General features: G+C 45.1%; 12 protein-coding genes. 9 read left to right on the plus strand and 3 right to left on the minus strand.

Annotated elements, in window-relative coordinates:
* Positions 1–219: 219 nt before the first annotated feature.
* Positions 220–939, plus strand: a complete 720-nt coding sequence (locus tag FM019_RS10520) for a PEP-CTERM sorting domain-containing protein (RefSeq protein WP_143835896.1) — start codon at positions 220–222, stop codon at positions 937–939.
* Positions 940–1,474: 535 nt separating this feature from the next.
* On the opposite strand, the gene FM019_RS10525 is transcribed toward FM019_RS10520, so the two are convergent.
* Both FM019_RS10525 and FM019_RS10530 read right to left on the minus strand, forming a co-directional pair.
* On the minus strand, positions 1,475–2,929 hold the full coding sequence (locus FM019_RS10525; RefSeq protein WP_143835897.1) for an HDOD domain-containing protein: 1,455 nt from the start codon (positions 2,927–2,929) through the stop codon (positions 1,475–1,477).
* 146 nt (positions 2,930–3,075) lie between these two features.
* Positions 3,076–3,897, minus strand: a complete 822-nt coding sequence (locus tag FM019_RS10530) for a helix-turn-helix domain-containing protein (protein ID WP_143835898.1) — start codon at positions 3,895–3,897, stop codon at positions 3,076–3,078.
* A 139-nt stretch (positions 3,898–4,036) separates the two neighbouring features.
* Here FM019_RS10530 and FM019_RS10535 point away from each other — a divergent pair, with 139 nt between their 5' ends.
* From FM019_RS10535 to FM019_RS10570, 8 genes are all read left to right on the plus strand, one after another.
* Positions 4,037–4,336, plus strand: coding sequence for a hypothetical protein (locus FM019_RS10535; RefSeq protein ID WP_143835899.1), 300 nt, complete (start codon positions 4,037–4,039; stop codon positions 4,334–4,336).
* 202 nt (positions 4,337–4,538) lie between these two features.
* Positions 4,539–4,730 (plus strand): hypothetical protein, encoded by a 192-nt coding sequence (locus FM019_RS10540; protein WP_143835900.1) that lies wholly within the window; start codon positions 4,539–4,541, stop codon positions 4,728–4,730.
* Between the two features lie 196 nt (positions 4,731–4,926).
* On the plus strand, positions 4,927–5,583 hold the full coding sequence (locus FM019_RS10545; RefSeq protein WP_143835901.1) for a GntR family transcriptional regulator: 657 nt from the start codon (positions 4,927–4,929) through the stop codon (positions 5,581–5,583).
* 49 nt (positions 5,584–5,632) lie between these two features.
* A complete protein-coding gene (gene prpB, locus FM019_RS10550) occupies positions 5,633–6,511 on the plus strand; it encodes a methylisocitrate lyase (protein WP_143835902.1) in 879 nt (292 codons plus the stop codon).
* A 40-nt stretch (positions 6,512–6,551) separates the two neighbouring features.
* The gene (gene prpC / locus FM019_RS10555) at positions 6,552–7,676 is read left to right on the plus strand and encodes a 2-methylcitrate synthase (protein ID WP_143835903.1); all 1,125 of its coding nucleotides are present in this window, start codon (positions 6,552–6,554) and stop codon (positions 7,674–7,676) included.
* Positions 7,677–7,769: 93 nt separating this feature from the next.
* Complete coding sequence (gene acnD / locus FM019_RS10560; RefSeq protein ID WP_143835904.1) at positions 7,770–10,367, plus strand: Fe/S-dependent 2-methylisocitrate dehydratase AcnD; 2,598 nt, start codon at positions 7,770–7,772, stop codon at positions 10,365–10,367.
* Entirely contained in the window at positions 10,364–11,557 is a 1,194-nt protein-coding gene (gene prpF, locus FM019_RS10565; RefSeq protein ID WP_143835905.1) for a 2-methylaconitate cis-trans isomerase PrpF, read from the plus strand. Before acnD ends, prpF begins: the two co-directional genes overlap by 4 nt.
* Positions 11,558–11,754: 197 nt before the next feature.
* Positions 11,755–12,150 carry a hypothetical protein gene (locus FM019_RS10570; RefSeq protein ID WP_143835906.1) on the plus strand — a complete coding sequence of 132 codons (396 nt, stop codon included), beginning with the start codon at positions 11,755–11,757 and terminating at the stop codon, positions 12,148–12,150.
* Positions 12,151–12,282: 132 nt separating this feature from the next.
* Here FM019_RS10570 and FM019_RS10575 read toward each other — a convergent pair whose 3' ends face one another.
* Positions 12,283–13,101, minus strand: a complete 819-nt coding sequence (locus FM019_RS10575; RefSeq protein ID WP_143835907.1) for a substrate-binding periplasmic protein — start codon at positions 13,099–13,101, stop codon at positions 12,283–12,285.
* Between the last annotated feature and the right edge of the window lie 229 nt (positions 13,102–13,330).

Raw genomic sequence — 13,330 nt, forward strand, 5'->3', positions numbered from 1 at the left:
AAAATAGTGTCAGAATACTTTACAAAACTAGTTTTTACCTTTTTATGAACTCCCCGATAGTCGCTACGAAACCTAGGTTTCGCACCTATGGCACAGGCATTGCTTATATTTTAATCAGTAGGCGTCTGGAGTGGGCGTCCGCATTGGCAACGGAACAAAGTGGAAGGGAGGCAATGACAACGCAGTATGTCACACCACCACGACTAAGGAGATTTGTATATGAGAAAGAACATATTGGCCGCAGTAGTCGGAATGGCCGCATTAACGTTAACTAGTGCAGCAAACGCCGCACCTATTACTTATTTTGGAGAAAATTTGACGCCAGGGGCTACGGTTACTGGTGATCCTGCCGCAGCACGAGCAGATTTTCTCGCAGCATTGTCAGGTGGTGTAGGCACTGAAGACTTTGAAGGGTTTGCAGTAGGTGCTAGCACGCCCCTAGTCCTAAGCTTCCCCGGTTCCACAGGCAACATTGGCGCTACGTTATCGGGCTCAGCGTCCGTTCAAAGTGGGGGCGGTGCAGGTCGATTTGCTACATCGGGTTCACAATACGTAGAAACTCCAGGTGGCGGCGACTTTGTCATCGATTTTGGTGCCCCCATTGCAGCCTTTGGCTTTTTTGGCACCGATTTAGGCGACTTTGGTAATGATCTGGAAATTACGTTAACGGATATCAACGCTGTTGAGACGATGTTTACATTGGACTTGAATGGCACACCCAATGGTGGTCTTATCTTTTGGGGCTTTACTGACACAAGTAATCAGTACACTCAGGTCAGTTTTGACAATGTTCCTGGAGGCTCAGACGTCTTTGGATTCGATGACATGACCATCGGTGATGCAGGTCAGATAATCGGTGTTCCTGAAACAGGCTCGCTGGCACTGTTTGGTCTTGGTATCGCAGGCTTAGGCTTTGCGCGTCGTCGTAGGACTTCCTAATTTCAGTTCAAACAATCGTTAACACCAAAAACGGCGGCTCTAATGAACCGCCGTTTTCTTTTGCGTGACGCTGACAGCAGTTAATTGACCCTATCCAAGATATACATCAGACATTGTCAATATTTTTTACAACGAATAAATGCGCCCAATTTTATAACCACATAAGTTGTTGATATTAAAATAGACATTGAAATAAATACAGTGTGGAGAAGTAGTCTAAGGTCCAAACAACACGTCGCATTTCCGCTACAAATAGCCAATCTTTTTGAAAAAATCTGATTATTTGTTTTGTAATTAGAAAGCTATGCAGCAACAGCGAGTTGTCAAACGAGCAATCTAAGAAATTTACTGACTCGAATATCAGGGTAAAAATTAAAAATTTAAACTTTTTGCTGCGATACAACGTCATATTAGTATCGGACGGTAATTTTGGCTCCTTTGTCCACAATGCTTATCCGAACTTGGCAGCCTAGTGAACTGCCATGTCTCCTTGGGCCGCTTGTTGCAATCTACAGGCGGCTTTTTTATGTAAAAGTCAAAGTTTACGTGAGGCCAGCGACAGGCAAAGACTTAAGTGATCAGTGATGAAGCTAAAGTGCGAAAATTCGTCTTGGCCAAAAGCCTGTGATTTATCTAAGTATTGCGCGGTGATAACACCAATATCTTTATTATTGATTTTAACCGGCGCTAAACAAATAATACCAGACTCAATCAATTGCTCTGAATCAAAAGTCATGTAGTCACGCCATTTCGGGTGTTTGTGATCTTCGATCACATCCGCTTCTCCATGCTCAAGGATGTAAGTCATGATGTTGTCGCCATCTTGCAGAGAAAACTCCCCCATAAATCGCAGGGGCTGACCCTCAGTGTCTACGGTTTGTCTGCACTCAAGGGTCGATCTGTCTGAGTTAAATACCCAAAACGTGCATCGGTGATAGTGGAATATTTGTGCGAGGTTACCCAAGGTTACCGATAAAAACTCATTCACATTGCGACTGCTTTTAGAGAGTTCAGAAAGGGATTTTACCGTTAATATGACCTGTTGTTCAGCGCTGAGTTCTGGCTGCAAAACTTGCTTCTGTACAGCAAAATCCTGTTGTTTAGGGATGGGACGCAAATAGGTTTCAAGTACTGAGGCATTGTATGAGCCTAATAACTCTATGGCTAACTGTCGAGTCACCTCAACACGCTTTTTAACTGCAGGTACATCAATGTCCATCGTTTTGCCAACATCTTTTAGCAACTGATCAAATTTAGCGCGATTTTTGGGTGGTGACCCGATAGCCTCACTCAGTTGATTCGACAAGCTAATGATGTTCATTTCACGAGTGCGACTTTGCGGTTGATCTAGGGATTTAACCAACAACTCACCTAGGTTCCAGGTTTTCGCCAACCCCACGCTAAGCTCTTTAAATTTGACCCCTGCTACTGAGGCGCAGTATTGTTCAAAGGCGATTTTAGGCATTCCCGCCTTTTTTATTAGTTCTTTGGTTAGCGGGTTACCCGTACTCCAAAATGACGTTTCGCCAATGTTATACATCATGGCGGCTAAATAGACTTCTTCTTGAGTACTTTCATCGTAATCTGGCACCATCATTCGTGCCAACAAACCAGCAAAAAAGGCGTTAGCCATTAACCGCATTAGACGTTCATAAACTTCTGGTGCTAAGCGTTTACTGTTGAGAAGACCTTCTAACACTTTGGCGGTCAAACAAATATTTTTAACCGATTGGATCCCAAGAAAAATAGCCGCGCGGGATACCGTTGTCACCTTTTTAACCGGCGAACGACTTGAACTGTTTGCAACTTTCAACAGACAGGATGACAAGGCTTGATCATGAAGAATGACTTTACTTAGTTTTGGAATTGACGAACGATCATCGTTGGAAAATTTATCCAAGATACTAGCGATTGAGGTTATTGCGGGCAGCTCTTCTTTAGCCAACATGGCAACCCACTGTGACGAACTTCGCTTTGGCTTGTCGCGCATCTTATTATCCAATTCATTCGACTCTAAAAATCAAATCGAAACTACCAAATAGTGATTAATTATCAATCAGTTAAACCGTATTTGGTCACTGAGTTATGCAACTAGCCTAGCCTATTCTGAGCAAAGGAACAAATCAAGAGAGTCGACTAGTTCTCAAGCAGTTTGTGAAAAAAAAGCTTGGTGGCCTCATTCATCGGATAAAACGCCTCAATTCGCAATTCATCAGTCGTGACATCCTGAGGTGTTCCAAAGGTAGAGATCACAGAAAAAATACTTAGGTGAGTATCACCCATTTGGAGTTCAACAGGGATCACTGGCATCAAGGAGTCATGCTGGAAAAGGTCACCTTCATCAATTGGCCCAGCCGCTTCAATATGTTGCATTAGATAGTCATGGACCTGAGGATCTGGGCTCGACATTGCTTCTCTTTTGAGTCGATTTTTAAACAGCGGAGCAGTCTTGTTCCAATTGCTCATGAATCGTCTTAGGCCATCAGGATGCATCGTCAGTGCAATCAAATTCTTTGGATCAAAACTTATATGCTTTCCTTCATGATCCTGGCTGGTAACAAGCTCACTAAGCATAGTAAACAGCGTTTGTGCTGAGCGGTTTTGTTGCACTATGTTCCACATTCTATCGACAACCACGGCGGGAAAGGGATCATGATGATTTAACATACTTTCAAGAGCTAAGGAAACGGGTTTCATGTCTACGCTGTCAATGGCGCTCTCTTGGAACAATGCTTTGTATCCAGCAGCCTCAAACAAGCGATTTTGCTCTCGCAACGGAATGTCCATGGCCTCACACAAGCGAGCGATCATTTCCCGACTTGGATGACTTTTACCGGTCTCCAAATAACTCAAATGACGCTGTGAGATATCAGCGCGCAGCGCCAACTCAAGCTGCGACAACTTTCGAAATTGTCGCCATTTGCGACACTGATAGGTAAAGTTTTTGGTGTCCAGCATAAAATTCTCCGCCTTTGAACCTGGGCTTCTAATCGCAATAGTGTGCTCATTGTTGTATGAATTCAATTACCTGTGAGGTAATTGCTTGGTATATGTAAACCGCTCATTATGCACTTAACAAATTGTTTAGGAGAAATTTATGAGCACTCGACAAACCCTCTCTCTTTGCCTGTTAATCCCTTTTCTGGCGCTCACCGCCTATGCACTATACACAGTAGGCTACATCGGCATATTCGACTACCACCGTCATAGCCCTGCTGGTTGGCAGGTCTTTGCCGATTTGGTGATTGCCCTGATTATTGTCATGATGTTTTTAATTCCCGATGCCAAAAAAGCCGGGCGCAACCCTTGGCCTTGGGTAATCGCAACACTTTTTCTCGGCTCAATCGCGCCTCTTTGTTACTTAGTACTGGGAAAGAAAACAGAAAAGTCTGCATAAAGAAGTTTTGGTTAAATTCCACAAAAAGTAGTGGAATTAATAAATAGCGTTCAAATTAATTTCCACTATCCAATTGAATTAATTGACTATTATTTCTGGTATAGCCCTTGCTCGTATTAGTTAAGTACATCAATGAAATGAAGTACTTAATTAATCGAGGTGTTTGCAGCAAGGTGCTTCAAACCATTAAGGAGTCATAGTTATGTTTAGTTTCTTATGTGGTGTTTTGTTCTTTTTTGTCTGGATTATTCCAGTGATCGCTATAGGCGTGTCAGACCGCACTTCAGGTGGTGAGAAAGCAGCATGGCTATTGGCTGTGATCTTCATATCTTGGTTCGCATGGATTTTCTATTTGTTGCTGGCACCTTTAAAAACCCAGCGTTATCGCGCTTAAATAAACTAGGATTAACAACCTCTTTGTAATGCCTCGCCGAATCTAACAGGTATGCGGTGAGGCGCACCATTCGTTTTTATGTTGTTCAATAACTCAAAAAAATTACATTGTCGACAATATTGGTAGTCAAGCTTGTAAAACCTCAATAATTTAACTATATTGTCGACAATTTCATAGCTTGAAGATATTTCCTATCGTGAACACCCCTGCTGAAACGCCAGTAACCTCTGCCGATAAAACCTTTGTGCTGTTGCGCAGCGATATTGTTGAAGGGGTTATCACCGCAGGTAGCAAACTCAGTGAAACAGAATTGTCGACAACTTATTCGGTTAGTCGAGCGGTGATCCGAGAAGCCATCAATCGTTTGGAAGCTTGTCATTTGGTTGAACGTAAAGCCAATGTTGGGGCCAGAGTGGTTACACTCACACCCGAAGGCTTGGTGCAGCTTTATCAGGTGCGAGAAGCGTTGGAAGGCATGGCTGCCAGACTCGCCGCCGCCAATATGACCGATCAAGAGATAGCTGAGCTACAAGAGCTGCTCTCTGAGCATTTTGAAGAAGTTAAAACAGGCCACTCCTACTACCAGGAAGCCGGTGATGTGGATTTTCACTACCGCATTATTGTTGGAAGTAAAAACACCCATTTGATTTCGATGCTAACCAACGGTATTTACCATCTGGTGCGCATGTATCGAGTGCAATTAGGTATGGCCGGTCCACGAGTGTCAACGGCATTCGGTGAACATAAACATATTGTTCAAGCCATCGCTAATCGAGACGGAGAATTGGCTGAAATGTTGATGCGTCGACATATCCTCTATTCAAAAAACAATATTGAAAACAAGCTGCTGTAAGGTCAAATACAGCTTTTTATTAACAGATTAATATTTAACGAGGCCTCACATGAGCTCAGGTAAAAAATTTCACCAAGCATTAGCAGACAATCATCCTTTGCAAATTGTTGGTACGATCAACGCCTATTCGGCAATGATGGCTAAACAGATTGGCCACAAAGCAATTTATCTTTCTGGTGGTGGCGTCGCGAACGCATCTTATGGCCTACCTGATCTGGGTATGACTTCATTAAATGATGTCATCGTTGACGTGCAACGCATTACCTCTGCTTGTGACCTGCCTTTATTGGTCGATATCGATACCGGATGGGGCGGCGCGTTTAATATTGCCAAAACCATTCGTGATATGGAAAAAGCCGGCGCAGCAGCCGTACATATGGAAGATCAAGTTGCACAAAAACGTTGTGGCCACCGTCCAAATAAAGAAATCGTCTCGACAGAAGAGATGGTTGATCGAATTAAAGCCGCCGTTGATGCACGTACCGACCCTGACTTTTTCATCATGGCCCGCACTGACTCTTTTGCCCAAGAAGGGCTTGAAGCGGCTATTGAACGGGCGAAGGCTTATGTTGCAGCGGGTGCTGACGGGATTTTTGCCGAAGCTGTGCAAACCGAAGAACATTATCGCGCTTTTGCAGAGGCGCTTAATGTACCCATTTTGGCTAATATCACTGAATTTGGTAAAACTGAACTTTGGAATGCTAAAGAGCTAGGCGAATGGGGAGCAGACATGGTGCTTTATCCGTTAAGTGCATTCCGTGCGATGAACAAGGCGGCAGAAAACGTTTATAACGCTATCCTTAAAGATGGCGATCAAAAAGCCGTCGTCGATACTATGCAAACTCGCATGGATCTGTACGACTACCTTGGATATCACGACTATGAGCAAAAACTCGATAGCTTGTTCTCTCAAGGCAAAAACAAATAACCCTACACATTAAAAATATAATCGTAAACAGGATACAAACATGGTTGATAAAAAGTTAAGTGGCGCCGGCCTGCGTGGTCAAAGTGCAGGTGAAACAGCATTGTGTACGGTTGGTAAGTCTGGCTCAGGATTGACCTATCGTGGTTACGACATCTCTGATCTGGCTGAAAACGCCACCTTTGAAGAAGTGGCGTACTTGTTGTTTAAAGGTGAACTTCCCACCAACTTGCAACTGCACGATTACACCACCCGGCTGAACGCTAAACGCGACTTACCTCAAGCACTTAAAGAGGTTTTACAGCGTATTCCAGCCGACGCTCACCCAATGGATGTGATGCGCACCGGTTGTTCATTCCTAGGTAACTTAGAACCAGAAACTGATTTCGAACAGCAACAGGAAGCGGCCGACAGATTGCTCGCGGCATTCCCAGCGATCATGTGTTACTGGTATCGCTTCAGCCATGAAAATGTCGAAATCGACTGTATGACCGACGAGCCTTCCATTGCCGGACATTTTTTGAAGCTTCTAACAGGCAAAACACCGTCAGCGCAACACGAACGCGTGATGGACGTATCCCTTATTTTGTATGCTGAGCATGAATTTAATGCATCAACCTTTACTGCAAGAGTTTGCGCGTCAACCTTGTCTGACATGTACTCCTGTATCACCGGCGCTATTGGCTCTCTACGTGGCCCTTTGCACGGCGGGGCTAACGAAGCAGCCATGGACATGATCCAAAAATTCTCATCACCAGAAGATGCCAAAATCCAAATGGCACAGATGTTAGAACGCAAAGAGAAGATCATGGGCTTTGGTCATGCCATCTACCGTGAATCAGATCCACGCAATGTCATCATCAAAGCTTGGTCTGAAAAACTTGCTGAAGAGTTTGGCGATTCAAGTTTGTACGACATCTCAGTAGCCTGCGAAGAATTCATGTGGGACACCAAGAAGCTGTTCTGTAATGCCGACTTTTTTCATGCTTCAGCCTATCACTTTATGGGAATTCCGACCAAGTTGTTCACGCCAATCTTTGTATGTTCACGTTTAACAGGCTGGGCAGCACATGTGATGGAACAGCGCAGTAACAACCGCATTATTCGCCCAAGTGCAGATTACACTGGCCAAGGCCCTCGTAGCGTTGTACCCATCAGTCAGCGCTAAGCGTTAATACAACCGTTGATAGAGGGTCTAGTGACCCTCTTTTTTGCTCAGCCCAGCGGGTTAACAGACAAAGTAACAAACAGGTAAGTCCCTATGAACAGTCAATTTAGAAAGCCACTGCCCAATTCCAATTTAGATTATTTTGATACCCGTGAAGCAGTCGAAGCCATCAAGCCCGGCGCCTATGACACCCTGCCCTACACCTCTAAAGTACTAGCAGAAAACCTGGTTCGTCGTTGTGAGCCAGAAAAGCTCAATGCAGCCCTTGAGCAGATCATTGAACGTAAGCAAGAACTAGACTTTCCTTGGTTTCCAGCGCGGGTAGTATGCCACGACATTTTAGGACAAACGGCGCTGGTGGATTTGGCCGGATTACGAGATGCCATTGCACAAAAAGGCGGTGATCCGTCTAAGGTGAACCCTGTCGTGCCCACGCAATTGATTGTTGACCACTCTTTGGCAGTTGAGCATGCAGGGTTTGATCCCGAAGCATTTGAAAAAAATCGCGCCATCGAAGAGCGCCGAAATGAAGATCGTTTTCACTTTATTAATTGGACCAAAACTGCATTCAAAAACATTGATGTGATCCCGCCAGGTAACGGCATTATGCATCAAATCAACTTGGAAAAGATGTCTCCAGTTGTGCATGCCAGAGATGGCGTTGCCTTCCCCGATACCTTGGTAGGCACAGACAGTCATACTCCCCATGTTGACGCACTCGGTGTGATAGCCATCGGTGTAGGTGGATTGGAAGCAGAATCTGTCATGCTTGGTCGCGCATCTTACATGCGCCTGCCAGATATCGTTGGGGTTGAGCTAAAAGGCAAACGTCAACCGGGCATTACCGCCACCGACATTGTTTTAGCGATTACTGAGTTTTTGCGCAAAGAGCGTGTGGTATCTACGTATTTAGAGTTCTTTGGTGAAGGTGCACGAGACTTAACCTTAGGTGACAGAGCAACCATTTCGAACATGACACCAGAGTTTGGTGCCACGGCCGCGATGTTCTACATCGATGAAAAAACCATCGATTACTTGCGCTTAACCGGCCGTGATGAAAAACAAGTTCAGCTTGTTGAGAACTACGCTAAGCAGACCGGTTTATGGGCGGATGAATTAGAGGGTGCTCAGTACGAGCGCGTATTAACCTTCGACTTGTCTTCAGTTGGACGCAACATTGCTGGGCCGTCAAACCCCCATCGCCGCGTACCTACAAGTGAACTGGCTAAACAAGGTATTTCAGGCGTTGTGGAACGACATGAATCATTAATGCCAGATGGTGCGGTGATCATCGCAGCCATCACCAGTTGCACCAATACCAGTAATCCTAGAAACGTTATCGCCGCAGGTTTAATCGCCCGCAACGCTAACAAGTTAGGGCTAACACGTAAGCCTTGGGTTAAGTCATCTCTTGCCCCAGGCTCAAAGGCAGTGCAGCTGTATTTGGAAGACGCGAATTTATTACCTGAGTTAGAGCAACTAGGGTTTGGAATAGTCGGTTTCGCTTGTACTACCTGTAACGGTATGAGTGGTGCCCTTGATCCAGTTATCCAAAAAGAAGTCGTCGATCGTGATTTATATGCCACAGCAGTATTGTCAGGCAATCGTAACTTCGACGGTCGTATTCACCCCTATGCCAAACAAGCATTCTTAGCTTCACCTCCGCTTGTTGTAGCCTATGCCATAGCGGGAACCATACGTTTTGATATCGAAAAAGATGTGCTTGGACATGACCAAGATGGCAATGCCATCACGTTGAAAGACATCTGGCCAACTGATGAAGAAATCGATGCGATTGTGGCCAAAAGCGTCAAGCCTGAGCAGTTTAAAAAGGTCTACGACCCTATGTTCGATTTAACCGTAGATTACGGCGACCATATCGACCCACTGTATGACTGGCGTGAAAAAAGTACCTATATTCGTCGCCCTCCCTACTGGGAAGGAGCTTTAGCAAGTGAGCGTACCATGAGCGGTATGCGTGCTCTGGCGGTGTTAGGTGACAACATCACCACCGACCATTTGTCTCCCTCGAATGCCATTATGCGTGACAGTGCTGCCGGCGAATATCTATTGTCGATGGATGTACCAGAGGTTGATTTTAATTCTTACGCAACCCACCGCGGTGACCATTTAACGGCGCAACGAGCGACCTTTGCAAACCCTAAACTGCTCAATGAAATGGTGCAGGAAAACGGTGAAGTTGTGCAAGGTTCTTTGGCTCGTTTGGAGCCCGAAGGCAAGGTAATGCGCATGTGGGATGCAATTGAAACCTACATGGAGCGCAAACAGCCGCTGTGCATTATCGCAGGTGCAGACTATGGTCAGGGCTCATCCAGAGACTGGGCAGCAAAAGGCGTTCGCCTCGCGGGTGTAGAAGTGATCGTCGCCGAAGGCTTTGAACGTATTCACCGTACCAACCTAATCGGTATGGGCGTATTGCCTGTCGAATTTGAAGCAGGCACCACACGTAAAACGTTAAACATAGATGGTACTGAAACCTTTGATGTGAAGGGCGAGCGCTCACCGGGCGGCACATTAACATTAGTTGTTACTCGCAGTGACTCAAGCCAAATCGAAGTACCTGTTAAGTGCCGTTTAGATACAGCGGAAGAAGTTTCTATCTATGCAGCGGGCGGTGTACTGCAACGTTTTGCCCAAGATTTCTTGGAATCAGAAGGCCAAAGCGCATGAGCACCGCAGTAAACAATGGATTAAAACAAATCAAGGTACCCGCCACTTACATTCGTGGCGGCACCAGCAAAGGCGTGTTTTTTAGCCTGAATGATTTGCCTGTACCTGCGCAACAAGCAAGTGAATACCGTGACGCGCTATTACTGCGCGTAATAGGTAGCCCGGATCCTTACGCTAAACACACAGACGGCATGGGCGGCGCTACATCAAGTACCAGCAAAACTGTGATCGTGTCAAAAAGCGAGCAACCCGGGCACGATGTTGACTACTTGTTTGGCCAAGTGGCGATCGACAAAGCCTTTGTTGATTGGTCAGGCAACTGCGGAAACCTATCCGCTGCAGTAGGACCGTTTGCTATTCATGCCGGCTTGATCCCCCAAGAAAAGCTCGTGGAAAATGGCACGGTCACCGTGAATATTTGGCAAGCCAATATCAAAAAAACCATCATTGCCTATGTAACCATGCGAGACGGCGAAGTACAGGAATTAGGAGATTTTGAGTTGGACGGTGTGACTTTCCCCGCGGCAGAAATTCCAGTGGAATTTGTTGATCCTGCCGACGGTGATGGCGATATGTTCCCCACAGGAAACCTAGTTGATACCTTGGATGTTCCAGATATTGGCAGTTTCGATGCAACGCTCATCAATGCAGGCATACCCACTATCTTTTTAAATGCAAAAGACATTGGTTACACCGGCACTGAATTGCAAGATGCCATCAACAACGATCCAGCCGCCCTTGAGAAGTTTGAAACCATACGCGCGCATGGCGCGCTGAAAATGGGGCTGATAACCGATTTAGCTGAAGCCAAATCGCGCCAGCACACACCTAAAATTGCCTTTGTTGGTCCTTCACAAGACTATGTTGCTTCAAGTGGCAAACAAATAACGGTAGCCGATACAGATTTGGTGGTGCGCGCTTTGTCTATGGGTAAATTGCATCATGCAATGATGGGCACAGCCGCAGTTGCCATTGGCACAGCTGCTGCTATTCCTGGCACACTAGTAAATCTAGCCGCAGGCGGTAGTGAGCTCGAGTCCGTTTGTTTCGGACACCCATCAGGCACCCTTCGTGTCGGCGCAAAAGCCACACAACAGGATGGAAAATGGGTAGTGGAAAAAGCCATTATGAGCCGCAGTGCACGGATATTGATGGAAGGTAGGGTGAGAGTGCCTGAGCCTAAAATCTAACGTCATTACCGAGACTAACAAACAACGTCATCCCCGAGTGCTCTTTTCGGGGATCTCCATATACATCAACCAAATTCCAAGCCTGCGTACGCCTTTAAAAAGACATGTCAGCCCATTGCCCAACGAATTTAGTCGTGATCATTGCAACTGTACATTTTTTAAACTAATTTAGAAGTTCATAAGCAAGGAGGGAACCTATGAAAAATAGTATCTTTAATCTAAAACTGGCATTCGCTATCGCTGTTCTTTTAGCGTTTTCGAAGAGCAGTTTAGCAAGTGATGCCGACGATTTTAAAGCCGCTTCAAAAGCCGTTTGTGAGAAAATGAAACAATGTGCATTGGCACAAATGGACATGTCAGACATGACCCCGGAAATGCGCCAAATGGCAAACAGTATGGTCAGTAATATGTGCATCGGAGTGCTTGAATTTAGCCAGATTGAGCCATATCAGGCACTATATGAACCTGCTGCCGCCTGTTTACAGTCAATGTCGATACTAAGTTGCAACGAGTTAATCGAGAGTGGAGATGTAGTAACCCCAGCTTGCACTGAATACGAAAAATTGGCTCAAAGTTACCAAAATGGTGGTTAAATCTGAAGCTTTGTGTCTTCGAAAGTGACGGTAAAAGTACCTGAGCATAATATGTTAATGAGCAAAACAAAAGGCTGGGTCTAAGTGTTTACCGCAGCACAAACAGCATTACCAAGTTACGTTAGACAATGATTAATTCAATGCAGAACGTTTAGGTTGATATCGTATGTAAACTTGAGCCTTATCAACACTCATAAATAGGACGATAATGCGTTTTGCTAGATCGTGGTGCGAGTTAGCAAATTTTTTACTAAAAACGACGTAGGCGGGGTTTGACAAATAAGGAGGATGTAACTTTTCAAAATTTGTATAACCCAGGGTCTCCGCCATCGATTCGATTGGATATTGACCATCCATCGAACACACTTGAACGATTGCATCGACACGACCTTTTTCGAGCATCCGGTGCTTTTCTGTTGGATTAAAAAGCTCTACCCACGTAGGAGAGATCTCCTCGCTATGGCGTTTAGTAAATCCAGCTTCAATCCCTACAATAAAAGGGCCAGTCTTACTTAAACCTTTCTGTGCTCGTTCCATTTGTGGTCCAGCAATACTGAAGAAACACACATCAGCCGTGGATATAGCACTTTCGTTTAAATCAAACCCCAAGCTAAGTGGATAAACAACGTTATCTCGCTTGGCATCATAACCACCTATCATCATATCAACCGAGCCATTTTCAAGATCTGCATTACAGCGTTTCCATGGTCGAAGTGAGAAGCTGAGAGTCGCTTCTGGAAGTGTATTCTGATTAAAAACCTGGCGAATTAAATCAGGGTTGATCCCCGTCAATTGTCCGTTCTCAGTCATATAAAAAGGGTAAACATTGTCTTGTGGCGCGCAAAAAACGATATCGGTAGGCGTAGAAGTTGTTTCGTTAGCTGCAACCCAAAAAAGTGATGATATAAAAAAAGCACATCCCAAAAGCAGACTTCGCATAATCAACTTCATTAAAACTTTCTCTCAATCTTTACCGCGTCCACTGCACATAACGTTATAGGAGCTGCATGACACCACAGAAGGATCACGTGTCTTTGTCAGGCAGTAAATCTTTGCTTGAGACATCCTAGCATGACCTTTTCAATACCTCCATTTACTACTTCTTTTGTTGTATACACCGGTAATTTTGACCGAAAAAATAACGACTTGGACAGCAACGACTTGGACAGCCACAAACTGT

Source organism: Aliiglaciecola sp. M165, from assembly GCF_007197995.1.
GTDB lineage: Bacteria > Pseudomonadota > Gammaproteobacteria > Enterobacterales > Alteromonadaceae > Aliiglaciecola.